The organism is Nonomuraea sp. NPDC001699 (assembly GCF_053596455.1).
This window is the reverse complement of record NZ_JBSFGF010000002.1, coordinates 181142-207624: the sequence shown is the minus strand read 5'-3', so window position 1 is coordinate 207624 and position 26483 is coordinate 181142. Positions and strand designations below refer to the sequence as shown.

The following is a 26483-nucleotide window of genomic DNA, read 5'->3' as shown; positions in this document are numbered from 1 at the left end:
CCCTCCTCCCCGCCGGTCAGTCCCCCATGAGCGTCACGTCACCCCCACCAGGATCAGCAGCCGACCACGGTCCGCTCGTCGAGACGGCCGAGGCCGCCGTGCTGCGCGCGCACGTCGATCCCGAACAGGCCCTTTACGCCGGCCGCACCGTCCTCGCCGCCGCCCGCCGTGCCGGAGCGCCGGAGGCCGAGGCGATCGCGCTGCGCGCCATGGCGCTGGCCGCCCGCGAGCTGGGCGACCTTCTCAGTGCCGAACACTGCCTGCGGCAGGCCATCGCCATCCCGGACGCCCCGGCCGAGCGCCGGGCCCAGGCGCGGCTGTCGTTGGTCACCGTACGCACCGAGCGGGGGCACCCGCTCCAGGCGCTGCGCGTGGCCGCCCTGGCATGGGCGTACCTGTCCCCGCTCGACCGCGCCAAGCTCGACACGCAGCGGGCGGTCGCCCTGGCCCACCTGGGCCGTCACCAGGAGGCCATCGCCGCCTGCGACCGGGCGCTGCGGGCCCTCGTGGCCGCACCGGGCACGGTCGACGACCGGCGTTTCCTGGCCGGCGGCCTGCTCAACCGGGGGCTCATCCACGCCTACCGGGGCGACTGGGAGTCCGCCATGCGCGACATCGCGGCCTGCCTGCAGCTCGCCCGGAACGCCGGCCTGCGCCACCTGGCCCGGCTGTCGGCCGCCAACCTGCCGTTCCTCGCGGTGCGGCGGGGGGACATCGCGGGCGCGTTCGAGCATTACCGGGAGGCGGAGGACACCTTGTTCGGCTTCCCCGAGCGGCTGGCCACGATGCGGGCCGACTTCGCCGGCGCGCTGCTGGCGGCCCACCTGCCCGGCGAGGCCAGGGCCATGCTGAGCCTGGCCGTGCCCGATCTGGAGTCCTCCGGCGCGCAGGTGGCGCTGGCCGAGGCGCGGCTGAAGCTGGCCCAGGTCGAGCTGCTCACCGGCGACCCCCACCGGGCGCGGCAGGTGGCCGAGCAGGCGGCGCGCGAGCTGGCCGAGCAGGAACGGCTGTCGTGGCTGCCGCTGGCTGAGGAGGTCGTCCTGCGGGCCCGGCTGGTGCTCGGGCCGGTCACGTCCGCGCTGGTCACCGATCTGATCCGGTGCGCCGACGAGTTGGAGGACGTCTCCTCGCACGTGGCCGCCGCCGCGGCGCTGCGGCTGGCCGCGGCCGAGGCGGCGCTGGCCGTCGACGACCATCCGGTGGCCTCGGCGCAGCTCCGCAGGCTCACCCGGCACGCCGAGCGCGCCGAGCGCTGGATGCCCGCCGGCACCCGCCTGACCTCGCTGGCCCCCGAGCCGCAGCCCACGCAGCTCGCGCAGATCCCGGTGACTGTACGCCAGCACGCCCTGGCCCTGGAGGCGGCGCTGCGGGAGGACGTCGCGGGGGCGCTGCGGGCGGTCCGTGACGGGCTGGCCGAGGTGAGCGGGCAGGTGGAGACGTTCGAGGATCCGGCGTTGCGTGCCCACGCGGCCCGGTCCGGGGAGCGGCTGGCCGCCTTCGGGCTGGGGCTGGCGGTGCGCGACGGGTGCGTGGGCGAGGTGTTCGAGTGGGCCGAGCGGTGGCGTGCGGTCGCGGCGCCGGAGCACGCGTGCGGCCTGGCCGAGATCGACCAGGTGCGGGCGGCGCTCGACGGCGCGGCACTGGTGGAGTTCGTGGCCGACGAGGAGACGCTGCTGGCGGTGCTCGTCACCGGTGAACGGCTGATCCTGCGGCGGCTGGGCGACGTGCGGCAGGCGCGTGAGGCGATCATGCGGCTGCGCCACGCCCTGCGTCAGTGGGGTGCGGGGCTCGACGTGGCCGGTCCCGCGCGGGAGCTCACGGAGCTGACCGGCGCCGGTGCGGAGCTGGAGCGGCTGCTGCTGGGGCCGCTCAGGGCCGAGCTGGGCGACCGGCCGCTGGTGGTGGTGCCCGTGGGGCCGCTGCACACCCTGCCGTGGGGCGCGCTGCCGGGGCTGCGCGAACGTCCCGTGAGCGTGGCGGCGAGCGCGGCGGCCTGGGCGGGGGCGCGGCGGCGGGCCCGCGTACGGGAGGCCGCCCCGGTGGTGCTGGCGGCGGCCGGGCCGGCGCTGGTCCATGCCGAGGAGGAGGTGGCCCGCGTGCTGGCCTGCCATCCGGGTGGGCGGGAGGTGCCCGGCCGCAGGGCCGACGTGCTGGCGGCGCTCGGCGCGGCCGACGTCCTCCACCTGGCCGCGCACGGCGCCTTCAACGCCCGCAGCCCGCTGCTGTCCGGCATCACCCTCGGCGACGGGCAGCTCATGGCCTACGACCTGCTGGGCCTGAGCCGCGCGCCGGAGCTGGTCGTGTTGTCGGCGTGCAACTCGGGCATGGCCCGCACGCCGGCGGAGGGGGCGCCGCTGGGCCTGCCGGGCACGTTCCTGGCGCACGGGAGCTCGTGCGTGGTGGCGGGGATGGTGCCCATCGGCGACGAGGCCGCGATGGCCATGATGGGAGCCTTCCACGAGCTGCTCGCCTCCGGGCAGGCACCTGACGCGGCCCTGGCCTGCGCGTCGGCCAAGACCGGGCTGCTGGGGTTCGTCTGCTTCGGCGCGGGCGACCGGCCCCTCTACCCGGCCGGCTGACCAGGTGCCGGCCTCAGCCGGTGGCCACCGGGCGGGTGGGGTCGGCGACCCAGTTGGACCAGGAGCCGACGTAGAGGGCGGCGGGCAGGCCGGCCAGCTCCAGGGCCAGCACCTCGTGGGCGGCGGTGACGCCCGACCCGCAGTACGCGCCGACCGGGACACCCTCGCGCACGCCCAGCGCGGCGAAGCGGTCACGCAGGTCGGCGGAGGCGAGGAACCTGCCGCCCGGGCCCACGTTGCCGGTCGTGGGCGCGTTCACCGCGCCGGGCACGTGACCGGCCACCGGATCGACGGGCTCGACCTCGCCCCGGTAGCGTTCGGCGGCGCGGGCGTCGAGCAGCACGCCCTCGGCGGCCACCGCGGCGGCCTCGTCGGCCGTCAGGGTCGGCATGCCGCCGGGCCTGGCGGTGAAGTCGCCGGGCACGACCTCGGGCTCGTCCTTCGTGAGCGGCAGGCCGGCCTCGGCCCAGGCCGTCAGGCCGCCGTCGAGCACGCGTACGGATCGATGGCCGAAGTAGCGCAGCGCCCACCAGGCGCGGGCGGCGGTCGTGGAGCCGGCGTCGTCGTAGACCACGACCGGACGCCCGTCGGACACGCCGAGCGCCCGCATGGCCCGCTGGAACTCGCCGGCGCCGGGCAGCGGGTGGCGGCCGGCGGCGCCGGGCGGCGCGGCGAGGTCGGCGTCGACGTCGCAGAAGACGGCGCCCGCGAGGTGCCCCTCGCGGTAGAGCTCGATCCCGGGCGGGCCGTTCAGCCGCCAGCGCACGTCGAGCACGGACACGTCGGGCAGCGCGGCCAGCTCGGCGGGCGTGATCAGCGCACTCATCGGGTGGTTACCTCCAGCAGCGGGACGTTGAGCTCGGCGGCGGTCAGCGAGCCGTGGTAGCCGGTGAACAGCGCCTCGATCGGATGACGGGTGGGGGCGGTGAGGGCCAGGCCGGCCCGGGGCACGGCCACGACGTCGCCGATGCGGCCCAGCCACGCCTCGCGCACCCGGGGCCCGAACCAGCCGGACTCGACCGCCTCCTGCCTGGACACTACCCAGGCGCGGTCGCCGAGGGTCGCGCGCCACGCCTCCAGGACGTGGCCGGCGGCTCCAGGACGGGCGTAGACGTGCCTGGCCCGGGCCTCGCCGCCGAGCAGCGCCACCCCTTCGGTCAGCGCGGGCACGCTCTCGGCGTCGATCTTCTCGGTGGCGTTGACCATGCCGTGGTCGGCGGTGACGTAGAGGGCCGAGCCGGGCGGCAGAGACTCGGCCAGCCGCCGGGCCAGGTCGTCGACGACGGCCAGCTCGCTCAGCCACTCCTCGCCACCCCACCCGGCCATGTGGCCGACGGCGTCGAGGTTGCCGTAGTAGGCGGTGACGTGGGCGCGGGGCGTGGCACGCAGGGCCTCGGCGACGCGGGCGACGGTGGCGTCGACGCCGTCGGCGGCCACGTAGCGCACGCCGCGGTAGACGGCCCTGGTCAGGCCGGAGCCCTCGAACTCGGCGGGGGCGACGTAGACGGCGTCGACACCCTGGGCGGCGGCGCGCTGGTAGACGGTGGGCGCGGGCTGCCACTCGTCGGGGTCCATCGTCTGGCCGCCGGGGAGCGTCCAGCGCAGGCAGTTGAACAGGTGGCCGGTGCCGGGGACGGCCAGCATCAGGCCGACCATGCCGTGCTCGCCGGGGGTCAGGCCGGTGCCGAGCGAGCACAGGCTGGTGACGGTGGTGGCGGGGAAACCGGCGGTGAGGGTGCGGGCGGGGAGGGTGGACAGGAAGGGGGCGGTCTCGGGGTGGGCGCGGAGCAGCTCGACCCCCAGGCCGTCGACCAGGAGCAGGCAGACGCGCGCCGCGGGGTCGAGGGCCAGCGGGTTGGGCTCGGTCAGGCCGAGGGCGGCCAGCAGCGAACCGGGGAGGTCCGCCAGCGACCCGGCGCCGTAGTCCGGCAGCATCCCCACATCCTAGTGGCCGGCCGTGGCCCGGCGGCGGCCCGGCGGATGGCTGTGGCGGCCCTGACGGTGGCTCTGGCGGCTGCTGTGGGGGTGGCCGGGTGTGGTCAGGCGGCGGCTCGGGCGGTGGCCTCGGAGAGCGCCTTGGCGAAGGCCAGCACGTGGGTGACCGCCTCTGGACCGTCGGCCGCCTCGCTGACCCGCAGCGACAGGTCGTCGGCCGTGATGGCGCCGGTGTAGCCGTGGTCGGCGTCGCAGTTCTCGTCGCCGCAGGTGGCCGGCTCAAGGTCGACGTGGGAGATCGCGCCCCAGCCGATCGTCAGGGTGACCTCGGTGGGCGGCACGCCCGGCACGTAGGAGGCCGGGTCGGGCACCACGCGGGTGACGGCCACCGACTGGACGCGGCTCAGGCGGACCGCCTCGGTCGTCGTGGACGCGTGGGAGGCCGAGACGCCCTCCACCGCCGGGTGCTCGTCGGTGTGGCAGACCAGCAGCCTCGTCGTCGACAGCACCAGGACGGTGACGTGCCTGCGAACCTCCATCGCGGGATCGAAGGTGGCCTCGTGGTGGACCACGAACGCGGTCACGGCCTCCTTGCCCAGCGCGGATTCGACCGCATCGGTGACGAGGTCGGGGTAGTAGCCGCTGCGCTCGATCGCTTCACGCAGGCCCGCGGCTGAGACTCGGGTTTCCCTCATGCCTCCATCCTGCCAGGGCCGCGCAGTGCACTCACCCGCCAGACATAACGCTCTATGAACGTCTTTGTCTAGACATGAACGACATGGTGGGCGTGGTCAGGAGAGCCGTCGCGGGCCGCCGTCCAGGCGTGGTCCGGCCGGGGTGCGCAGGGTGGCGCGGGCGCCCAGGACCAGCACCTCCGACTCCCCCACCAACACCTGGTCGAGGTCGAGCCGGGCCACCTCCGGCAGGTCGTTGGCCAGGCGGCCCACACGTACGAGCAGCTCCTCCAGGGCGGGGACGGCGACGGGCGGGTAACCGTACTGGCCGAAGAGCAGCGGGGCCGCGCGGACGGAACGCACCAGGGCCGCGGCGTCCTCGCCGGTCAGCGGGGCGAGCCGGAAGCCCTGGTCGAGCAGCAGTCGGGCGGTCACCTCGCCGAGCCCGAACGACACCACCGGCCCGAACGCGCGATCCTCGACGACCCCCACGACCGTGGGCACGGCCGGCTGCGGCGCCATGCGCTGGACGGCCAGCTCGACCCGCTCGCCGAGCTGGTCGGCGAACTCGGCGTAGGCGTTGCGCACCATCTCGGGCCCGGTCAGCCCCAGGCGTACGGTCCCGGCGCGGCGCGAGGCCCCCGGGTCGGCCACCTTGAGCACCACCGGCCAGCCGAGCCGTTCGGCGGCGGCCACGGCCTCCTCCGGCGAGCGGACGACCTCCGCGGGCCAGACGGTCAGCCCGTAGCACGACAGCAGCTCGGCGGCGTCGATCTCGACCGGCGGACCGGGCTCGGCGAACCCGCCCGGCTCCTCCCCCGCCGGGGCCGGTGCGCCGGACAGCGCGGCCAGGACCAGCGCGCGGGCGCGGGCGGTGTCGAGACCGTCGAGCTCGGGCGGCGGCACGGCCGGATGCGCCCGCCAGGTGGCGTACCGCACCACGTGGGCCAGGGCCCTGACGGCCTCCTCCGGCGCCGCGTACGACGGGATGGAGCCCCGCGCGGGCACGCCGCCGGAGTCGCCGGGCACCCGCAACGACGGATGCATGCCGAGATGCCCGCGGAACGTGGCCAGCACCGGCTTGGCCGACCCCTGCGAGACGCGCAGCAGCTCGGCCGCCACCTCGTCCGACTCGCCGGGGATCGGCGGCATGTAGATCACGACGGCGGCGTCGACCTCCTCGGCGGCCAGCTCGCCGGCGAGCGCCGCGCCGAACTCGGCCGGCCCGGCCGCGGCGCCCAGGTTGACCGGTGGGCGCGGTTCGAGGCCGGCCGCCAGGCAGGCGTCGGCGGCCAGCAGGCCGAGGGCGTCGGAGTTGGTCACCAGCGCGACCCTGGGCCCGGCGGGCAGCGGCTGGTAGGCCAGGAGCTGGCCCACGTCGAAGAGCTGGATGAGGTCGTCGACCCTGATCAGGCCCGCCTGGGCGAACAGGGAGCTGATCGCGGAGTCGGGCAGCCCCAGCTCCTCGGCCGAGTGGCCGGCCGGGGTGCCGCCGCTCTTGACCACCACGATCGGCTTGCTGCGCGCGATGCGCCTGGCCAGGCGGGTGAACTTGCGCGGGTTTCCCAGCGACTCCAGGTAGAGCAGGATGACCTCGGTCGCGTCGTCCTCCTCCCAGTACTGGAGGAGGTCGTTGCCGGAGACGTCGGCGCGGTTGCCGGCCGAGACGAACGACGAGATGCCCATGCCGCGCTGGGCCACCCGTTGGAGCAGCGCGGTGCCGAGCGCGCCCGACTGGCTGAAGAAGCCCACCCGGCCGCGGCCCGGCACGGTGGCGGCCAGCGTGGCGTTGAGCTTGACGGCCGGGGCGGTGTTGGCGATGCCGAGGCAGTTGGGGCCGACCACGCGCAGGCCGTAGGAGCGGGCGATGCGGGCCAGCTCGTCCTGCCTGGCGCGGCCGGACGCGCCGGTCTCGCCGAAGCCGGAGGAGACCACGACCAGCCCGTGGACGCCCTTCTCGGCGCACTCCTTGACCACGTCGAGCACGCCCTCCGCGGGCACGGCCACGACCGCCAGGTCGACCTCGCCGTCGATCGCCGTCACGCTCGGGTAGGCCCGCACGCCCGCGACGGCCCGCACCTGGCGGTGGACGGGGTAGACGGGGCCGGTGAAGTCGGCGGCCAGCAGGTTGCGCAGGACGGTCTGGCCGACGCCCCCGGGCTCGCGCGAGGCGCCGATGACCGCGACCGACCCGGGCGCCAGCAGGCGCGCGATCGACCGGGACTCGGCCCGGTGCTCGCGCGAGGCCGTCACCTCCGCCGAGGTCTCGGTCGGGGTCAGGTCGAGGGTCATGCGGACGACGCCGTCGGCGAACCGGCTCTCCGCGGTGTAGCCGGCCTGCCGCAGGACACCCATCATCTTCATGTTGGCGGGCAGCACGTCGGCGACGAACCGCTCGATGCCGCGCTCGCGGGCCGTGGCCGCCAGGTGCTCCAGCAGGACGGAGGCCACTCCCCTGCCCTGGTGGGCGTCCTCGACCAGGAAGGCGACCTCGGCCTCGCCCGGCTCGGTGCGGTCGTAGCGGATCACCGCGACCATCTCGGCGCCGATGGTGGCGATGAGGGCCACACGGTTGTCGTAGTCGACGTTCGTGAAACGTTCGACGTCGCGGTCGGACAACCGGGGGCGGGGGCCGAAGAACCGGAAATAGATCGACTCGGCGGACAGACGGGAGTAGAAAGCACGGAGACGGTCGGCGTCGGCGGGCCTGATCGGGCGTACGTGCGCGGTGCCCCCGTCGGCCAGAACGACGTCGGCCTCCCAGTGAGCCGGATACTGTGCCTCCACGCCACGAGCGTAAACCCGCATCCCACATGCCAAGACCGGTGGGCCTCATTGGGCAACGCTTGTGCATCGACTGCTGCCCGGTGTCCGGGGTCAGCCCCACGAACAGCCCGGAAGCTGTTAGTTTTGCCGTGGCCAGGGTCGTTCTGAAGGCAGCAAGGTGGTGGCATCATGACGCGGGTCGTCGTGGTGGGCGATCTCATGACCGACGCGGTCGCGCGCGCCCGTTACGCGCTCGCCCGCGCGAGCGACACGCCCGCGATCGTGACGATGCACGGCGGCGGCTCCGGCGCCAACATCGCCTCGTGGCTCGCCGTCGAGGGCGCGGAGGTGGCCTTCATCGGCCGCAGGGGCGCCGACATCACCGGCCGCAACCGCGACATGGAACTGATGGGCTACGGCGTCGACGCCCGGCTCGTCATGGACCCCGAGCGGCCCACCGGCACCTGCGTGGTGCTCGTCACGCACAAGGGCGAGCGCACGATGCTCTCCGACCCGGGCGCCAACGCCGCCCTGTCGCCGGAGGACCTGCCGCGCGACCTGTTCACCTCGGGCGCCCACCTGCACCTGTCGGGCTACACGCTGATCAACGAGGGCTCGCGCGACGCCGGTCTCGCGGCGCTCGACATGGCGCGGCGCTCCGGCATGTCGATCTCGGTCGACTGCGCCTCGTCGGCTCCGCTGGAGCGTACGGGCGCCGAGCCCTTCCTCGAATGGACCAACGGCGCGAAGCTGCTGTTCGCCAACATCGACCAGGCCAAGGTGCTGACCGGCCGCGACGAGGCCGAGGCCGCCGCCAAGGTGCTCACCGCGTGGTTCCCGCAGGTCATCATCAAGATGAACGCCGAGGGTGCGCTGTGGTTCAGCAACGGCCGTCCCGACCCGGTCCGGGTGGCCGCCGAGCCGGTCGACAAGATCGTTGACGGCACGGGCGCGGGCGACGCGTTCTCGGCCGGGTTCCTGCCGCCGTGGCTGGCCGGCAAGCCGCCGGCCGAGTCGCTGGCCGCCGGTTGCCGGCTCGCGGCCAAGGCGATCATGCACCTGGGCGCACGTCCCCCGTTCTGACCCGTCCCCTCCCCGGCCGGGGCGTCGCCGTCCCAGCCGGGGTTCTCCCTGGCGCCGCTACGAGGTGGTGGCCAGCGCGAGCGGGAGCACGGCCGGTGCGCCCGCGTGGCGGATCAGGGCCGCCGCCAGGGTCATCGTCCAGCCGGTGTCCACGCGGTCGTCCACCAGCAGCACCGGGCCGCCGCAGTCGGCGATCGCGGCTCCGAGCTCCTTGGGCATCGCCAGGGTGCCTCTGATCGCCTGGACGCGCTTGGCGCTGTTGAACTGCCGGCCCGGCGACCCCGCCCGGTAGCCCAGCTCGCCCAGGTAGGTCAGCCGGCCCACCTGCGCCAGCCGCTCGGCGAAGCCGCGCACGAGCTGCGGACGCGTCGCGGACGGCACGTTGACCACGGCCACCGGCCGCTCCTGCCAGCCCCACGCCGACAACACCTGGATCACGGCCTTGAACATGTCGTCGGCCATCGGCCCGTCGGCTCCGGCGAGCAGCTCGCGCAGCCGGTTGCCCCAGCCGATGTCGGTCAGCCGGCCGAGCGCGCGGCCCGGCTCTGCGCCGAGCTCGGGCTTGATCCTGCCGGACAGGTCGGCGAGGCCGGTCGGCCACTGCCTGCGCGCCTCGATCTCGACACCGGGCCTGCTCAGGCGTTCGCGGGCGGTCTCGACGGCCTGGGCGGCGATCTCCGGTGAACGGTGGCGGCCGGTGCAGTTGTCGCAGCGGCCGCAGGGCGTGGCGGTGTCGTCGTCGAGGTGGCGGCGCAGGTACTGCTCGCGGCACTCCTCAGTGGTCAGGTAGCGCAGCATGGCGTCCTGCTCGGCCTTGCGCTCGGCGGCGATGCGGGCGTAGCGCTCGGTGTCGTACTCCCAGGGCTCGCCGGTCGACTCCCAGCCGCCCTTGACCCGGCGTACGGCGCCGTCGACGTCGACGTCGAGGACCTTGAGCATCATCTCCAGGCGGCTGCGGCTCAGGTCGACCGCGGTCTCCAGGGCCGGGGTGGACATCACGCCGCCCTGTTCGAGCGCCTGGAGGGTGGCGCGCACGACGGGCTCGGGCGGGAAGGCCAGGGAGGTGAAGTAGGCCCAGATCTCGCGGTCTTCGGCGCCGGGCAGCAGGATGACCTCGGCGCGCTCGACGCCGCGCCCGGCACGGCCGACCTGCTGGTAGTAGGCGACGGGCGACTGCGGCGCGCCGACGTGCACGACGAACCCCAGATCGGGCTTGTCGAACCCCATGCCGAGCGCGCTGGTGGCGACCAGCGCCTTGATCTTGTTGTTGAGCAGCGCCTCCTCGGCGGCCAGCCGCTCGGCCGGGTCGGTCTGCCCGGAGTAGGCGGCCACCTCGTGGCCCTGCTCGCGCAGGTAGCCGGCGATCTCGTGGGCGGCGGCGACGGTGAGCGTGTAGACGATGCCCGAGCCCGGCAGCTCGCGCAGGGTCTGGGCCAGCCAGGCCAGGCGCTGCTCGGCCGAGGGCAGCTTGACGACGCTCAGGTGCAGGCTCTCGCGCTCCAGCGCGCCACGCAGCACGAACGTGCCCTCGCCCATCTGCTCGGCGACGTCGCGGGTGACGCGGGCGTTGGCCGTGGCGGTGGTGGCCAGCACGGGGATGCCGGGAGGCAGCTCGTCGAACAGCGTGGCGAGCCTGCGGTAGTCGGGCCGGAAGTCGTGGCCCCAGTCGGAGATGCAGTGGGCCTCGTCGACGACGACCAGGCCGGCGCTCTCGGCCAGCTCGGGCAGCACGTTGTCGCGGAAGTCGGGGTTGTTGAGCCGCTCGGGGCTGACCAGCAGCACGTCGACCATGCCCTCGGCGACCTGGCCGTAGATCTCCTCCCACGCCTCGGGGTTGGCGGAGTTGATCGTGACGGCCCTGATGCCGGCGCGCTCGGCGGCGGCGATCTGGTTGCGCATGAGGGCGAGCAGCGGCGAGACGATGACCGTGGGGCCCTCGCCGAGCTCGCGCAGCAGGGCGGTGGCCACGAAGTAGACGGCGGACTTGCCCCAGCCGGTGCGCTGCACGACGAGGACCCTGCGCCGGTCGAGCACGAGCGCCTCGATGGCGGACCACTGGTCGTCTCGCAGCCGGGCATGGTCGCCGGCCAGGGCCCGTAGGCGCTCCTCGGCCTCTTCGCGCAGCATCGCCGCGTCGGGGGCTTCAATCATGCCCCCCTTATTACCAGCTCCCACCGACGGAACAGGCCCATCACGGCCCCTGTCCCTCCGGAAGGGAGGGGGAAGGATGCGGAGGGCCGTCACGGTCCTGTCCCTTCGGAAGGGCCTCCGGGGCCGGGAGCTCGGGGGCGGGAGCCGGGGGTGGGAGGAACGTTGGGCGGGGGAGGAACGTTGAGCAGTCGTCAAGCGGCTTTCGCCCCCAGGAGGGCTGATGACGGGGCTTGCCTGCACCTCGGCGGCACCGGCGGCGACGACGCGCCGCCGCAGAAGCATGGAAGACCACTTCGAGATGGTGGCCAGGGTGGTCCTGGCAGTCATGATCCTCACCACGGCGGGCTGCGCCGGAACCGGCGTGAAGGCCTCCTACCACCCCGCCTTCCTCCCGGTGAAGCTGGAGTGGGGGTCCGACGGGATGGTCCAGGTCTCGGGGGAGACCTCGCTGGTCACGCCGGTCGGCGTCTTCTCGATCGGCGCCGCGTACAACCTGCCCGAGGCGGACGACGACGCCTTCTACGTCGTCGTCCGCGACGCCCGCAAGAGCCCGGACAACCCGGACGTCGCGGGCTTCGACCACATCTACAAGGTGAACAGCGGCTCCGGCGAGTTCACGGCCGTGGTCAACGGGACGGCCGTGATCCAGGTCGTCCGCCGCCAGGTGATCGTTGACGTCACGAACGGCACCGTGCGGACCATCGAGTTCAGGAACGCCGAGACCGCCGTCAAAGAGCGCTCCGCGGGCATCGGTGACCGCTGGCAGGAGTTTTGGGACGCCTCCTTCTACTCCCCCATGGCGCTGTCCAGGTGGGCCTACGACGACTCCACGATGTCGAGCTGGTTCGGCCTGGGCTTCCTGTGGTTCCTGGTACGCCTGGCGCTGGCCATCGTCCTGGGGGTCGTCGACGTGATCCTGGTGGTGGGGTGCACGCTGGCCGCCGTGGCGTACGTGCTCATCGGCCCGACGGGACGCAACATCGTCTACGGCGTGGAGGCCCTGCTGCTCCTGTTCCTCGCCCTGTCGAGCTGGGCGGGCCTCAAGCCGTGAGGCCCTGCCCGTCCGCGTGCTCGGGGAACGCGTTGATCGTGACGCGGTGCATGCGGCGGCGTTCGGTGTAGTCGGCGACCGCGTAGTGCTGGGTGGGGCGGTTGTCCCAGAAGGCGAGCGTGCCGGGGCGCCAGTTCAGCCTGCACTGGTACTCGGGCGAGCGGATGTGGTCGATGAGCATCGGCAGCAGGGCCTCGTTCTCGCGGTCGCTCAGCCCCACCAGGCGGGTGGTGGAGGCGCGGTTGACGAACAGGGCCTTGCGGCCGGTCTCGGCGTGCACGCGGACGACCGGGCGCTCGATCGGCGGCCATTTGGCCTGGATCTCGGCCAGGTCGAACGGGTGCCCCTTGGAGATCGCCTTCTTCATCGACATCGTGATGTCGTGCACGGCCGTCAGCTCGTCGCACAGCCGCTGGATCGACGGCGACAGCGTCTCGTAGGCCAGGTAGGTGTTGGCCCAGCAGGTGTCGCCGCCCACGCTCGGCAGCTGCATGCAGCGCAGCAGCGAGCCCATCGGCGGCGTGGGCTCGAAGGTGTTGTCGCTGTGCCATTCGTCGCCGCCCTCGCCCTTCGGGGAGGTCTGGTCGAGGACGTGGATCGGGCTGCCGGAGTCCTTCTTGAACGCCGGATGGTTGAGTGTGCCGAAGTTGAGGGCGAACTGAAGGTGCTGCTCGTCGTCGATGTGCTGGTCGCGGAAGAACAGCACCAGATGCCTCAGCCACCCCTCGCGCAGGGTCGCGACGTCTTCCGGGGAGAGGGGTTTGCGCAGATCGACCCCGGTGACCTCGGCGCCGATGTGCTTGGTCACGGGATGGAACTCGATCATGGCGAAGCCTCCGGAGGCGGGGGGACGGGGTCCTCGTCTCCGACGGTAAGACCCAAGCAATTGCTTGGTCAAGGCCAGGAGACGCGCCGACGAGTCGCGGGCACCCGAGTCTCTTCGGCACAATGTTCGACATGGCCCGACGTACGACTGCACCCCCGCCTGAGGACTTCGAGGAGCGGATCGTCGACATCGACGTCTCCTCCGAGATGCGCAAGAGCTATCTCGAGTACGCGTACTCGGTGATCTACCAGCGGGCTCTGCCCGACGCTCGCGACGGCCTCAAACCGGTGCAGCGGCGCATCCTCTACTCCATGAGCGAGATGGGCCTGCGTCCCGACCGCGGCCACGTCAAGTCCTCTCGCGTCGTCGGCGACGTCATGGGCAAGCTCCACCCCCATGGCGACAGCGCCATCTACGACGCCCTCGTGCGCCTGGCGCAACCGTTCTCCATGCGCCTGCCGCTGGTCGACGGCCACGGCAACTTCGGCTCCCCCGACGACATGCCGGCCGCCATGCGGTACACCGAGGCCAGGCTGGCCCCGGCGGCGATGCTCATGGTGGAGTCGCTCGACGAGGACACCGTCAACTTCAAGCCCAACTACGACGGCCAGGAGACCGAGCCCACGGTCATGCCGTCGGCGTTCCCCAATCTGCTGGTCAACGGCACCACCGGCATCGCGGTCGGCATGGCGACCAACATGGCGCCGCACAACCTCGCCGAGGTCGTGGCCGCCGCCCGTCACCTGATCAAGAAGCCCGACGCCACGCTCGACGAGCTGATGAAGTTCGTGCCCGGCCCCGACCTGCCGACCGGCGGCTCGATCATCGGGCTGCAGGGCGTGCGCGACGCCTACGAGACCGGCCGCGGCACGTTCCGCATGCGGGCCAGGTGCGCGGTCGAGCAGATCACGCCGCGGCGCAAGGGCATCATCGTCACCGAACTGCCCTACAACGTCGGCCCCGAGCGCGTGGTCACCAAGATCAAGGAGCTGGTGACCAACAAGAAGCTCCAGGGCATCGCCGATCTGAAGGACCTTACCGACCGGCACAAGGGCCTGCGCCTGGTCATCGAGATCAAGAACGGCTTCATCCCCGAGGCCGTCCTGGAGGAGCTCTACCGGCTCACGCCGATGGAGGAGACCTTCGGCATCAACAACGTCGCCCTGGTCGACGGCGAGCCGCGCACGCTCGGCCTGCGCGAGCTGCTGCAGGTCTACGTCGACCACCGGCTGGAGGTCGTGCGGCGCAGGTCCGAGTACCGCCGGCGCAAGCGCGAGGAGCGCCTGCACCTGGTCGACGGCCTGATCATCGCGCTGCTCAACATCGACGAGGTCATCCAGGTCATCCGTTCCTCCGACGACTCGGCGCAGGCCCGCGCCCGGTTGATGGAGGTCTTCGACCTGACCGAGATCCAGGCCGCCTACATCCTCGACACGCCGCTGCGCCGGCTGACCAGGTTCGACAAGCTGGAGCTCGACAGCGAGAAGGAGACGCTGAGCCAGGAGATCGCGGCGCTCACCGAGATCCTGTCCTCGGAGACGAAGCTGCGGCAGGTGGTCTCGGGCGAGCTGGCCGAGGTGGCCAAGAAGTACGCCACGCCGCGCCGTACCGTGCTGCTGGAGGCGCCGGGCGTGGCCCGCACGCCGGTGGTGTCGCTGCAGGTGGCCGACGACCCGTGCTGGGCGCTGCTGTCCTCGACCGGGCTGCTGGCCCGCACGTCCGACGCCGCTCCGCTGGCGGGTGACGGCGATCGGTCCGCGCACGACGTGCTGGTGTCGGTGGCGCGCACGTCCGTACGCGGTGAGGTGGGCGTGGTGACCTCGCTCGGGCGGCTGATCCGGGTCCAGGTGGTCGATCTGCCGACGTTGCCGCCCTCGGCCAACCCGCCGACGCTGTCGGGCGGCCATCCGGTCTCCGAGTTCGTCTCGCTGCAGCCGGACGAGAAGGTCGTGGGCCTCGGCTCGCTCGATCCCGACAGCCCCGGGCTCGCGCTGGGCACGGCCCAGGGCGTGGTCAAGCGGGTGGTGCCCGACTACCCGGCCAACCGCGACGACTTCGAGGTGATCGCCCTCAAGGACGGCGACACCGTGGTGGGCGCCGCCGAGCTCGACTCCGAGGACCACGACCTGGTCTTCATCTCCTCCGACGCCCAGCTCCTGCGCTACCCGGCCTCGCTGGTGCGTCCCCAGGGGCGTCCGGCGGGCGGCATGGCCGGCATCCGGCTCGACGACGGCGCCCGGGTGGTCTGGTTCGGCGTGGTCGACCCCTCGCGTCCGTCGCAGGTGGTCACCGTGGCCGGGTCCTCGACGGCGCTGCCGGGCACGCAGGTCGGCGGCGGCAAGGTCTCCGACTACGCCGAGTTCCCGCCGAAGGGGCGGGCCACGGGCGGCGTGCGGGCCCAGCGCTTCCTGAAGGGCGAGGACGAGCTGCTGCTCGCCTGGGCCGGCCCCGCGCCCGCCAAGGCGGTGTCGGCGGTGGGCAAGCCGGTGCCGCTGCCGGAGGAGGTGGGCCGCCGCGACGGCTCGGGCGTGCGCCTGACGCACACCATCGGCGCCGTCGGCGGCGCCCTGGCAGCGGGCCCCGAGACGGACGCGCCGACACCTCAGGCGGCCGACGAGGAGTGACCGCCGTCCGGCGGAGGCGGGCCCGGCCCCCTCCGCCGGACGCGGGCGAGAGCGGTTTCCCGTCAGGCTGTTATGAAACCGGCTCGCGGCACGATCCCTTCGTGAGAGCGCTCTCTCTGCTGGGAGGTAACGTGTTCCGAGCCAGACCATCGTTATGGACGGCCCTCGCCCTGGTCGCCTCGCTGGCCGTCGTCCCGCCCGCCGCCCAGGCGGCGGCCGAACCGCGTACGGTCACCGACTTCGAGTCCGACGGCGTCCCCCAAGGCGTGTCCGCCTGGGGCAACGACGCCCCCTCCACCCCCACGCTCACCGTGCAGCCCGCCCAGGACCGCCCGGACGCCACCGCGGCGAACCGGGCGCTCAAGGCGGTCTACGACGTGAGCCAGTGGGGCGGCTGGTCCCACGACCTGTCCGCCACCCAGGACTGGTCCCCGTACGAGGGCTTCTCGTTCTGGGTGAACGGCACCGGCTCCGGCCAGAAGGTCTTCTTCGAGATCAAGGACGGCGGCGCCGGCGCGGGCGCGTCCGAGCTGTTCGAGTCCTCCTTCACCGACGACACCACCGGCTGGCGGCAGATCAGGACGCCCTTCGCCGACTTCGTCCGCCGCGCCGACTACCAGCCGGGCGGCGCGCCCACGGACGGCGAGCTCGACCTGGTCGCCATGTGGGGCTACTCGATGCGCCTGCCGGCCGCCTCGGGCACCCTGATCTGGGACGACGTCCAGGTCTACGGCACCGCCCCGCCCCGCCCGGCCCGCCTGTCCACCACCAGGCCCGTCTACACGGTGGACGAGAAGGGCGTCGCCCAGGTGGGCGTCACGCTCACCACGGCCGACGGCGCCCCCCTGCCCGCCGCCCTGACCGTCGACTACGCCACCGGCACCGGCACGGCCACCCCGGGCGCGGACTACACCCCGGCGCGCGGCACGCTGACCTTCCCGGCGGGCACGGCCTCCGGCTCGTCCAGGACGTTCACCGTCAAGACGCTCGCCGACGGCGAGAACGAGGTCGCCGAGACCATCCCCCTCACCCTCTCGGGCTCCGGCGCCAGGCCCCCGGCCGAGCAGCCGGTCATCGTGATCAACGCGCACGGCCTGCCCTACCTGGACACGCGCCGCCCGGTCCGGCAACGCGTGGCCGACCTGCTGGCCCGGATGACCCTGGAAGAGAAGGTCGGCCAGATGACGCAGGCCGAACGCGGCGCGCTGGCCAAGCAGAGCGACATCGCCACGTACGTGCTCGGCTCGCTGCTGTCGGGCGGCGGCTCGACCCCGGCCGTCAACACCCCGGCGGCCTGGGCCGACATGATCGACGCCTTCCAGGCCCGAGCGTTGCAGACCCGCCTGCAGATCCCGCTGATCTACGGCGTGGACGCCGTGCACGGCCACAACAACGTCGTCGGCGCGACGATCTTCCCGCACAACGTGGGCATGGGCGCCACCCGCGACCCCGAGCTGGTCAGGCAGGAGGGGAAGATCACCGCCCGCGAGGTCAGGGCCACCGGCGTCCCGTGGGACTTCGCGCCGTGCCTGTGCGTCTCGCGCGACGACCGGTGGGGCCGCGCGTACGAGTCCTTCAGCGAGGACCCGGCCCTGGTCTCCAGGCTGGCCACGATCGTGGACGGCCTCCAGGACAACGGCGTGCTGGCCACCGCCAAGCACTACGCCGGCGACGGCGGCACCGCGTACGGCTCCTCGACCACCGGCGATTACACGATCGACCAGGGCGTCACCAGGACCACCAGGACGGAGCTGGAGGCGCTCCACCTGGCGCCGTTCGCCGAGGCGGTCAGGCGCGGCGTCGGCAGCGTCATGCCGTCCTTCTCCAGCGTGGACTTCGGCGACGGCCCGCTGAAGATGCACGCGCACAAGGAGCTGATCATCGACGTGCTCAAGGGCCGGCTCGGCTTCAAGGGGTTCGTGGTCAGCGACTGGCAGGCCATCGACCAGCTCCCCGGCGACTACGCGAGCGACCTGCGCACCTCGGTCAACGCCGGCCTGGACATGATCATGGTGCCGTACGCGTACCCGGCGTTCTTCGCCGCGTTGAAGGCCGAGGCGGAGGCCGGGCGGGTGCCGTTGTCGCGGATCGACGACGCGGTCTCCAGGATCCTGACGCAGAAGTTCCGGCTGGGCCTGTTCGAGCGCCCGTACGCCGACCGGTCCGGCATCGGCGACGTCGGCTCGGCGGCGCACCGGGCGGTGGCCCGTACGGCGGCGGCCAGGTCGCAGGTGCTGCTGAAGAACGACGGCGCCCTGCTGCCGCTGAGCCCCACCGCCAGGCTGTACGTGGCCGGCTCGAACGCCGACGACCTCGGCGCCCAGGCGGGCGGCTGGACGATCACCTGGCAGGGCTCCTCCGGCCCGATCACCCCGGGCACGACGATCCTGCGGGCCGTCCGGGCCCGCGCCGCGTCGGTCACCTACTCGGCCGACGCCTCCGCGCCGCTCGCCGGGCACGACGTGGGGGTCGTGGTGGTGGGCGAGAAGCCGTACGCGGAAGGTGTGGGCGACGTGGGCCGCGCCGGGCGCACGCTGGAGCTGTCGGCGGCCGACCAGGCCGCGGTGGACCGGGTGTGCGCGGCGATGAGATGCGTCGTGCTGGTCGTGTCGGGGCGTCCGCTGGCGCTGGGCGACCTGACGGGCGTCGAGGCGGTGGTGGCGGCCTGGCTGCCGGGCACCGAGGGCTCAGGGGTGGCCGACCCGCTGTTCGGGGCCGTGCCGTACACCGGGCGGCTGCCGTTCACCTGGTTCCGGACGGCCGCGCAGGTGCCCGTCAACGTGGGCGACGCCGCCTACGACCCGCTGTGGCCGTACGGATGGGGCCTGCGGACCGATCGGGCGCGGGACCGGCTCAGGGCCGCCCGTGACACGCTCGCCGGCGGCGACGGACCGTCCAGGGCCGCGGCGGCGGCGCTGACCCTCGCGCTGGGCGAGCGGGCGTGGCACGCCGACGGCTCGGTCCGCGACGCGCGCGCCGTGCTGGCCGCCGTGGGGACGTCGGCCTCGCTGCTCGAACGCTCCCGCACCGACTCGGCGGCCGTGGACGACGCCGTGGTCTCGGTGGCCAGGGACGTCGCCCAGGCCACGGGCAGGCGCTTCGACCTTCAGGCGGCGGCCGACCACGAACTGGCCTCCGGCCGCCCGCGCAAGGCCGTGGACCTGCTGGCCCAGGCGGCCCGCTGACCGCGCGCCCGCCCCGCTTCCGTGCGGGGCGGGCGCGTGCTCACGCCTTGCTCCGGGACGGGACAGGCGCCCGCTCAGTCCTTGCAGAGGCAGAACGGGTGGCCGGCGGGGTCGAGGAAGACCCGGAAGCTGTCGTCCTCGCTCGGCTGCCGCTCGTGCTTGGTCGCGCCGATCTCCAGCACCTGCCGCTCGGCCTTGTCCAGGTCGGTGACCGTGACGTCGATGTGGAGCTGCTGCGGCCGCTCGCCGTCCGGCCACGTCGGCGGCCGGTGGCCGGGGACGCGCTGGAAGGCCAGGCGCTTGGGCGAGCCGCCGTCCTCGACGACCACCCAGTCCTCGTCCTCGTACGTGACGGGCCAGCCGAGCAACCGAGAGTAGAACTCGGCGAGCGCCCGCGGCTCCGGGCAGTCGAGGACCGTCGTGCGGAACTCCGCGATGCCGTCCATCATTCACCTCCTGGACTTGTTTCGCCGGCGTCCCCGCCGACGAGAATGAAGGTCATGGCTGCCAACTCGTACATGGTTCCCCTGGGCGCGCCCGCGCCGTCCTTCGACCTCACCGCCATCGACGGCGGCAGCGTCTCGCTCGCGGACCTCAAGGGCTCACCCGCCACGCTGGTGGTCTTCCTGTCCAACCACTGCCCCTACGTACGGCACATCGAGACGGGCCTCGGAGCGCTGGCCGCCGGCTACGGCTCCAGGCTGTCGGTGGTGGGCATCTGCAGCAACGACAGCGTGAACTACCCGGACGATGATCCCACACACCTGGCCGAACAGGCCCGGCGTGCGGGGTTCCCGTTCCCGTACCTGCTGGACGACACCCAGGACGTCGCCAAGGCCTACCGCGCGGCCTGCACGCCCGACTTCTTCCTCTACGACGGCGAGCTGCGGCTCGTCTACCGGGGTGAGTTCGACGGGTCGCGCCCCGGCAACCCGGTCCCCGTGACGGGTTCCTCGCTCCGGGCGGCGGTCGACGCGCTGCTCGCGGGCGACCCCGTCCCGGCCGACCAGCGCGCCTCGATCGGCTGCGGCATCAAGTGGCGGCCGGGGAACGAGCCCACGGCCTGACCGTGTCAGGCGGAGGCGGCGGCCTCGATGGCGGCGGGCAACGCGAGCAGCAGTTCGTGCGGCTCACCACCGGTCCACGACCGGATCAGCCGGACCCCGGCCTCGCCCGGGTCGAACTCCTCGCAGCCGAGCGGGCCGTAGCAGCCCGCCTGGTCGAGCATGAGGATGATCGGGTCGTCCTCGGGCAGGCCGGCGGCGTACGCGGCGGTGTCGAGCAGGGCCAGCGCGCATCTGGCGTTGCGCCCGTCGTCGTTGGACTCCACGCGGTCGAGGCGGCGCCGGGCCTGAGCGCGGAGATACGCGGCGAGCGATTCGGACCTACTCACGACTGACCTCTTCGACGACGTACAGATGGTGACGACATCATCACTCAAGGTGAGTGTATTTGGTGGGACCTTCGGGAACTCGCGCCAGTCGCCACCCCGGAAAGCATCATCTTTGGGACGTAAGGGAAGATCTGAGGCATGACTGCGTTCGACGACCTCTATGCCGCCAACGCGAAGTACGCCAAGGACTTCGGCGACTCCGGGCTCACCGGCCGCGCAGCCCGCGGGCTGGCCGTGGTGACCTGCATGGACTCCCGCATCGACCCGCTGGGCCTGCTGGGCCTGCAGCCCGGCGACGCCAAGATCCTGCGCAACGCCGGCGCCCGCGTCACCGACGACGTGCTGCGCACGCTGGTCCTGGCCGTGTACCTGCTCGGCGTCGAGCGGGTCCTGGTCATGCCGCACACCGACTGCGGGATGACCAAGGTGACGGACGGCGACGTGCACGAGCTGACCAGCGCCCGCGGGGTGGACACCCGCAGCCTGGAGTTCCACACCGTCCCCGACCAGGGCGTGGCGCTCCGGCACGACCTTACCCGCATCCGCACGACGCCGTTCCTGCCCGCCGACATGCCGGTGACGGGCGCGATCTACGACGTCCGCACGGGCCGGCTCATGCCGGTCGCCGACTGACAGCCTCGCCCCGATCACGCTGGAAGGTGGCGTACAGCCACCACAGCGACGGGACCAGCAGCACCGCGCCGACGGCCAGCGACCCGAGGCTGGCGCCCAGCACCGCGTCGGTGGCCGCGGCGCGGTCGAGGGTCAGGCCGGGGAGCAGCACGGGGTACTGCCCCACGCCCCACCCCCACAGCAGCCCCGTCACGGCCAGCGCGGCGGTGACGCGTACCGCGAGGTAGGCCCGCCGCCACAGCAGCACCAGCGAGGCCAGCCCGGCCAGCACCGACAGCACCAGCAGCGGCAGGGCTCGGCCCGAGGTCAGCTCGGTGAACAGGGCGGGCGCGTCGGCGCGCAGCACGAGCAGGCTCACCACTGCCAGCACGCCGACGACCGCCCCGCAGCCCAGCGCCCGCCGCCGGAACTCCTCGGCCAGGTCCTCCTCGCCGCCGCGCCGGGCGTCGCGGGTCAGGTAGACGGCGGCCAGGTACGCGGCCGTGGCGACGCCCAGCGCGCCGACCGCCATCGACGTGGGGTTGAGCCAGCTTCGGACCAGGTCGCCCTTGGCGATGCCGGGCGGCACCCGTCCGGAGGCGATGCCGCCCGCCGCGGCGCCGAGGAAGAACGGGGTCACCACCGAGGAGAAGGCGAAGGTGGCGCCGAACAGCCGCCGCTGCCAGAGCCGCGCGGAGACCTTGCGGAAGGCGAACGCCGCGCCGCGCCCGATCACACCCAGCGCCACCAGCGTGAGCGGGATGTAGAGGGTGGAGGCGACCGAGGCGAACACCGACGGCACTCCGGTCCACGCCAGCACGATCACGAAGATCAGCCACACGTGGTTGGCCTCCCAGATCGGGCCGATGGAGTGCTCCACCAGGTCCCGCCGCCGCCGGCCGCGCTCGGCGCCGCCGGCCAGCAGGTCCCAGACGCCGCCGCCGAAGTCCGCGCCCCCGAACAGCACGTACGCCGTCAGCCCGACCCACGTGACGGCCAGCATGATCTGCGGCAGCGGCATGGTCACACGACCTTGTAGCCGGTGACGTCGGGCTCCTGCGGCGCCAGCGGCACGGGCACGTCCCGGGACAGGCGGCGCATCACGTACACGGTGGCGACGGTCAGGGCCACGTACACGGCGGTGACCAGCGCGAACCCGTACACCAGGCCGGGCGCGGGGTTGACCGCCTCCGACGTGCGCATCACCCGGAACACGATCCACGGCTGGCGTCCGACCTCCGTGACCACCCAGCCGCTCTCCAGCGCCAGCACGGCGGCCACGCCCGACAGCGCGACACCGCGCAGGAACCACGGCGTTCGCGGCAGATCACGCCGCCGCTTCCAGGACAGCGCGAGACAGGCCGCGAGCAGCAGCAGCGCGAAGCCCAGCAGCACCATGACCTGGAACCCCCAGTGCACGATGTTGACCGGCGGCCAGTCGGCGGGCGGGACCTCGGTCAGGCCGGCGATCTCGGCGTGCGGGTTCCAGTGGGCCAGCAGGGACAGGCCGTAGGGGATCTCCAGGGCGTACTTCAGCTCGCCGTTCACCGCGATCCCGCCCAGGTGCAGCGGCACGTCGCGGCTCGTCCGGAACACGCCTTCCATGGCGGCCAGCTTGACCGGCTGGTACTCGGCCACGAAGTGCGCGGCCCAGTCGCCGACGCCGATCTGCACGGGGGTGACGGCCGCCGCGACCGTGAGCGGCAGCAGCAGGCCGAGGCGATGGTAGCGGTCCCGGCGGCCGCGCAGCATGGCGACCGCGTACACGCCGGCCATCAGGAACCCGGCCACCATGAACGCCGCCAGGATCATGTGCACGGTCTGCGGCGGCGTGGCCCGGTTGAACATCGCCGCCCACGGATCGACGGCGACGATCCGGCCGCCCTCCACCCGGTACCCCGTGGGCTGCTGCATCCAGGCGTTGGCGGCCACCACGAAGAACGCGCTGGCCACCCCCGCCAGCACGATCGGGATCCCCGACAACAGGTGCGGGACGGGACGCAGCCGGTCCCAGGCGTACAGGTAGATGCCGAGGAAGATGGCCTCGACGAAGAACGCGATGCCCTCCAGCGAGAACGGCAGGCCGATGACCTCGCCGTACACGCCCATCATGCCCGGCCACAGGAGCCCCATCTCGAACGACAGGATCGTCCCGGACACCGCCCCGACCGCGAACAGCACCCCGAGCGCCCTGGCCCACCGCCGCGCCAGCAGCCGGTAGTTGTTGTCCCCGGTGCGATGCCCCCGCCACTCGGCCAGCAACGTGATGGCCGGCATCCCGACGCCGAGACAGGCGATGACGATGTGCCAGCCGAGCGACAACGCCATCTGCATCCGCGCCGCTCCGAGATCCACCGCCGCTCCCGCAGCCAGCCCCATCGAACGCCCCTCCCCCGCGACCACGCCCCGAGCGCGTGATCGGGGGCCGGCGAGCCACATGAACTCGTCCCTGACCGATTGCCCGCGAAACGGCGGCATCCCGCCCGTACCCACTCGACCCGCGATAACACTAAGCAACCAACCATTACCGAGAGCAGTCATTCGTGCCGCCCGCGACGGGCCTGCAGCCTCGCCCCCGGAAGGGCCCCCACGGCCCCAGAACGCCCCTGGAGCGCCTCGACCTCCGCCCGGACCTCCGTAGCTCTACGAGTGGCCGTAGCGCCGAGGCGTCGCCCCCAGGCCCCCTGAGCAGCCGAAGGGGCACCCTCAGGCCTCGACGCCACCGGAGGCGGCATACCCACACCCCCGAGAGCCCCACCCGGCCGCCTCACACGGCGACAACGAGCACGACACACCTCAAGGCCAGCTCGGCTTGATGCCTGCTGACACCAGGCGCATCACGGTGAGGCCCGCGATCCCTCTGGAGCCAGGAACCCTCTGACGCTCAGGCATTCCGTGGGACCGGTATGTCCTCCGAGAACCGGGCCCGCGCCGGGGCCGTTCGGAGCCTCAGATTCCCTCTGCGGCCCCGGCCCTCTCAAGGCTGGTGTCCCTCTCTGGAGCCACCGGGGACACCCTGAGGCCGGGGCAACCGGCCTCAGAAGGTGCCCGTCCCGGATCAGGCGTCGATGTGGTCGCGGTCGACCTCGGCCGCGCTGCTGACGATGAACTCCCGCCGCGGCGCCACGTCGCTCCCCATCAGCAGGCTGAAGATGGACTCGGCCCCTTCGGCGTCCTCGATGCGCACCCGGCGCAGCACCCGGTGCCGCGGGTCCATCGTGGTCTCGGCGAGCTGGTCGGCGTCCATCTCCCCCAGGCCCTTGTACCGCTGCACCGGGTCCTTCCAGCGCTTGCCCCGCCGCTCCAGGTCGCGCAGGACCTTGTGCAGCTCGGCGTCGGAGTAGCAGTAGATGTACTTCTCCTTGCCGCGCCCCGGGTTGGTGAGCTCGATGCGGTGCAGCGGCGGCACGGCCGCGAACACCCGCCCGGCCTCCACCATCGGCCGCATGTAGCGGTGGAACAGGGTGAGCAGCAGGCAGCGGATGTGCGCGCCGTCGACGTCGGCGTCGGCCATGAGGATGACCTTGCCGTAGCGGGCCGCCTCGATGTCGAACGAACGCCCCGACCCGGCCCCCACCACCTGGATGATCGCGGCGCACTCGGCGTTCTTGAGCATGTCGCTCACGGACGCCTTCTGCACGTTGAGGATCTTGCCGCGGATCGGCAGCAGCGCCTGGAACTCGGAGTCGCGGGCCAGCTTGGCCGTGCCGAGCGCGGAGTCGCCCTCGACGATGAACAGCTCGCTGCGGTCGACGGCGTCGCTGCGGCAGTCGACCAGCTTGGCCGGCAGCGCCGAGTTCTCCAGGGCGCTCTTGCGCCGCTGGTTGTCGCGGTGCTCACGGGCCGCGATGCGGGCCTTGGCGGCGGCGACGATCTTCTCCAGCACGGCCCGCAGCGGCTGCTTGAACCCGCGCGGCGGGTTGGCGAACAGCTCCTTGAGCTCGCGCGAGACGACGTGCGAGACGATGCGGGTGGCCGCCGAGGTGCCGAGGACCTCCTTGGTCTGCCCCTCGAACTGCGGCTCGGGCACCCGGACGGTGACCACGCCGGTCAGCCCCTCGGAGATGTCCTCCTTGTTGACCGGGTCGTCGCCGCTCTTCAGCAGCCGGGTCTCGCGCAGCAGCTCGTTGATCGTACGGACCAGGCCGCGTTCGAAACCGGTCAGGTGCGTGCCGCCCTTGGGCGTGGCGATCACGTTGACGAACGAGCGGATGGTCGACTCGTAGCCCTTGCCCCACCGGACCGCCACGTCGACGGTGAGCTCGCGCTGCACCTCGGTGGGTGTCATGTGGCCCTGGTCGTCGAGAACCGGCACGGTCTCGTGGAAGTGGCCCACGCCCTGCAGGCGCAGCACGTCGCAGACGGGCTCGTCGCGCGCCAGGAACTCGGTGAACTCGGAGATGCCGCCGTCGAAGCGGAACTCCTCGCCGGTGCGCTCCTCGCCTCTGCTGTCGAAGACCGCCAGCGTCAGGCCGGGCACCAGGAACGCGGTCTGCCGCAGGCGCACGTGGATCTCGTCGAGCGAGACCTCGGCGTCGGGCAGGAAGATCTGCTTGTCGGCCCAGAAGCGCACGCGGGTGCCCGTGACGTTCTTGGGCAGGTTGCCGCCGATCCGCAGCCCGGACTTCTTCTTGAACTTGGCCGTGGGACCGTCGCCGTCGAAGACGCCGGGCACGCCGCGCCTGAAGCTGATCTCGTGGACCCGCCCGTCGAGGTCGACCTCGACGTCGAGCCGGGAGGACAGGGCGTTGACCACGGAGGCGCCCACGCCGTGGAGGCCGCCGGAGGCGCCGTAGGAGCCGCTGCCGAACTTCCCGCCGGCGTGCAGCTTGGTGTAGACGAGCTCGACACCGGCCAGGCCGGTCTTGGGGTGGATGTCAACGGGGATGCCGCGGCCGTTGTCCCGCACCTCGATGGAGCCGTCGGCGTAGAGCTCGACCTCGATGCGGTCGCAGTGGCCGGCCAGCGCCTCGTCGACGCCGTTGTCCACGATCTCCCAGAGGCAGTGCATGAGCCCGCGGCTGTCGGTGGACCCGATGTACATGCCCGGCCGCTTGCGTACGGCCTCGAGGCCCTCAAGCACCGACAGGTGACGAGCCGTGTAACCCGCCTCCACTACCGTCACTCTTGCTCCCCTGGTCTAAGCATCGAACACGTGTGCGTAGCCTACCGTTCTTCCCTTAGGCACGCGTACAAGCTTGCCATGGCGACACGTTTGCCGTTACCAACCGGCTGATCGCCATTACTTTCGGACACATTCTGCTCTGGGCGTAGCGAGGCGGAGATTGGGAACGTCCACGTCCGGTTAGATGTTGTCTCAAGTGACTGACGCCAGATCCTCGCTTCGGCGGGGGTGACCCGAAAGGCGATACGTGACTGGAGCTCTCGCCCCCGTTAAGCCGCTGACGGCCCTCGACCGCTGCGACCGCTGCGGCGCCCAGGCCTACATTCGCGCGACCCTGCCTGTTGGTGGGGAGCTGCTGTTCTGCGCCCACCATGGGCGTCAGCACGTCGCAGCGCTGCGCGAAAAGGGCGCCGACATCCTGGACGAGTCGGCTCGCCTCAGCGAAACCCCTTCAATGAACCCCAACGACGATCGCTGAC

Annotated in this window: 19 protein-coding genes; 8 read left to right on the top strand and 11 right to left on the bottom strand. The window is 72.7% G+C overall.

From position 1 onward, the window contains the following. Positions 1-26: 26 nt before the first annotated feature. Complete coding sequence (locus ACWCSU_RS06390; RefSeq protein WP_449933971.1) at positions 27-2579, top strand: CHAT domain-containing protein; 2553 nt, start codon at positions 27-29, stop codon at positions 2577-2579. 13 nt (positions 2580-2592) lie between these two features. Here ACWCSU_RS06390 and ACWCSU_RS06385 read toward each other — a convergent pair whose 3' ends face one another. The 4 genes from ACWCSU_RS06385 to ACWCSU_RS06370 all read right to left on the bottom strand — a co-directional run bounded on the left by ACWCSU_RS06385 (position 2593) and on the right by ACWCSU_RS06370 (position 7975). Next, positions 2593-3405: a sulfurtransferase gene (locus ACWCSU_RS06385; protein WP_449933969.1), complete on the bottom strand. Its 813-nt coding sequence runs from the start codon at positions 3403-3405 to the stop codon at positions 2593-2595. Beyond that, positions 3402-4514 (bottom strand): alkaline phosphatase family protein, encoded by a 1113-nt coding sequence (locus ACWCSU_RS06380; RefSeq protein WP_449933967.1) that lies wholly within the window; start codon positions 4512-4514, stop codon positions 3402-3404. Before ACWCSU_RS06380 ends, ACWCSU_RS06385 begins: the two co-directional genes overlap by 4 nt. Before the next feature lie 104 nt (positions 4515-4618). Then, on the bottom strand, positions 4619-5209 hold the full coding sequence (locus tag ACWCSU_RS06375; protein ID WP_352323634.1) for a DUF5998 family protein: 591 nt from the start codon (positions 5207-5209) through the stop codon (positions 4619-4621). Positions 5210-5305: 96 nt separating this feature from the next. Further along, the gene (locus ACWCSU_RS06370) at positions 5306-7975 is read right to left on the bottom strand and encodes a bifunctional acetate--CoA ligase family protein/GNAT family N-acetyltransferase (RefSeq protein WP_357698529.1); all 2670 of its coding nucleotides are present in this window, start codon (positions 7973-7975) and stop codon (positions 5306-5308) included. Positions 7976-8143: 168 nt separating this feature from the next. Here ACWCSU_RS06370 and ACWCSU_RS06365 point away from each other — a divergent pair, with 168 nt between their 5' ends. Then, on the top strand, positions 8144-9037 hold the full coding sequence (locus ACWCSU_RS06365; protein ID WP_357698532.1) for a carbohydrate kinase family protein: 894 nt from the start codon (positions 8144-8146) through the stop codon (positions 9035-9037). Positions 9038-9094: 57 nt separating this feature from the next. Here the strand turns inward: ACWCSU_RS06365 and ACWCSU_RS06360 are convergent, their stop codons facing one another. Then, positions 9095-11188, bottom strand: a complete 2094-nt coding sequence (locus tag ACWCSU_RS06360; protein ID WP_449933964.1) for a RecQ family ATP-dependent DNA helicase — start codon at positions 11186-11188, stop codon at positions 9095-9097. Positions 11189-11408: 220 nt separating this feature from the next. Here ACWCSU_RS06360 and ACWCSU_RS06355 point away from each other — a divergent pair, with 220 nt between their 5' ends. Further along, positions 11409-12239 carry a hypothetical protein gene (locus tag ACWCSU_RS06355; protein ID WP_357698536.1) on the top strand — a complete coding sequence of 277 codons (831 nt, stop codon included), beginning with the start codon at positions 11409-11411 and terminating at the stop codon, positions 12237-12239. Here ACWCSU_RS06355 and ACWCSU_RS06350 read toward each other — a convergent pair. Next, positions 12229-13065, bottom strand: coding sequence for a TauD/TfdA dioxygenase family protein (locus tag ACWCSU_RS06350; RefSeq protein WP_357698538.1), 837 nt, complete (start codon positions 13063-13065; stop codon positions 12229-12231). The two genes, ACWCSU_RS06355 and ACWCSU_RS06350, sit on opposite strands and share 11 nt — an antisense overlap. Before the next feature lie 131 nt (positions 13066-13196). On the opposite strand from ACWCSU_RS06350, the gene ACWCSU_RS06345 reads away from it, so the two are divergent. Both ACWCSU_RS06345 and ACWCSU_RS06340 read left to right on the top strand, forming a co-directional pair. Further along, the gene (locus tag ACWCSU_RS06345) at positions 13197-15689 is read left to right on the top strand and encodes a DNA gyrase/topoisomerase IV subunit A (protein ID WP_449933961.1); all 2493 of its coding nucleotides are present in this window, start codon (positions 13197-13199) and stop codon (positions 15687-15689) included. 101 nt (positions 15690-15790) lie between these two features. After that, positions 15791-18874 carry a glycoside hydrolase family 3 N-terminal domain-containing protein gene (locus ACWCSU_RS06340; protein WP_449933959.1) on the top strand — a complete coding sequence of 1028 codons (3084 nt, stop codon included), beginning with the start codon at positions 15791-15793 and terminating at the stop codon, positions 18872-18874. 74 nt (positions 18875-18948) lie between these two features. Here the strand turns inward: ACWCSU_RS06340 and ACWCSU_RS06335 are convergent, their stop codons facing one another. Next, on the bottom strand, positions 18949-19323 hold the full coding sequence (locus tag ACWCSU_RS06335; protein WP_357698546.1) for a VOC family protein: 375 nt from the start codon (positions 19321-19323) through the stop codon (positions 18949-18951). Between the two features lie 51 nt (positions 19324-19374). On the opposite strand from ACWCSU_RS06335, the gene ACWCSU_RS06330 reads away from it, so the two are divergent. Next, a complete protein-coding gene (locus ACWCSU_RS06330; RefSeq protein ID WP_357698548.1) occupies positions 19375-19941 on the top strand; it encodes a thioredoxin family protein in 567 nt (188 codons plus the stop codon). 5 nt (positions 19942-19946) lie between these two features. Here ACWCSU_RS06330 and ACWCSU_RS06325 read toward each other — a convergent pair whose 3' ends face one another. After that, positions 19947-20267 (bottom strand): hypothetical protein, encoded by a 321-nt coding sequence (locus ACWCSU_RS06325; protein WP_352357718.1) that lies wholly within the window; start codon positions 20265-20267, stop codon positions 19947-19949. Positions 20268-20405: 138 nt separating this feature from the next. On the opposite strand from ACWCSU_RS06325, the gene ACWCSU_RS06320 reads away from it, so the two are divergent. After that, on the top strand, positions 20406-20900 hold the full coding sequence (locus tag ACWCSU_RS06320; RefSeq protein ID WP_357698551.1) for a beta-class carbonic anhydrase: 495 nt from the start codon (positions 20406-20408) through the stop codon (positions 20898-20900). Here ACWCSU_RS06320 and ACWCSU_RS06315 read toward each other — a convergent pair. The 3 genes from ACWCSU_RS06315 to ACWCSU_RS06305 form a co-directional block, all read right to left on the bottom strand. After that, positions 20881-21900 (bottom strand): cytochrome d ubiquinol oxidase subunit II, encoded by a 1020-nt coding sequence (locus tag ACWCSU_RS06315; RefSeq protein ID WP_449933955.1) that lies wholly within the window; start codon positions 21898-21900, stop codon positions 20881-20883. The genes ACWCSU_RS06320 and ACWCSU_RS06315 overlap by 20 nt on opposite strands. Positions 21901-21902: 2 nt before the next feature. Continuing rightward, positions 21903-23234 carry a cytochrome ubiquinol oxidase subunit I gene (locus tag ACWCSU_RS06310; protein WP_449933953.1) on the bottom strand — a complete coding sequence of 444 codons (1332 nt, stop codon included), beginning with the start codon at positions 23232-23234 and terminating at the stop codon, positions 21903-21905. A gap of 703 nt (positions 23235-23937) precedes the next feature. Beyond that, a complete protein-coding gene (locus ACWCSU_RS06305; protein ID WP_449933951.1) occupies positions 23938-26004 on the bottom strand; it encodes a DNA gyrase/topoisomerase IV subunit B in 2067 nt (688 codons plus the stop codon). Between the two features lie 247 nt (positions 26005-26251). Here ACWCSU_RS06305 and ACWCSU_RS06300 point away from each other — a divergent pair, with 247 nt between their 5' ends. Next, positions 26252-26482 (top strand): DUF7455 domain-containing protein, encoded by a 231-nt coding sequence (locus ACWCSU_RS06300; RefSeq protein WP_125639804.1) that lies wholly within the window; start codon positions 26252-26254, stop codon positions 26480-26482. The last annotated feature ends 1 nt before the right edge of the window (position 26483 follow it).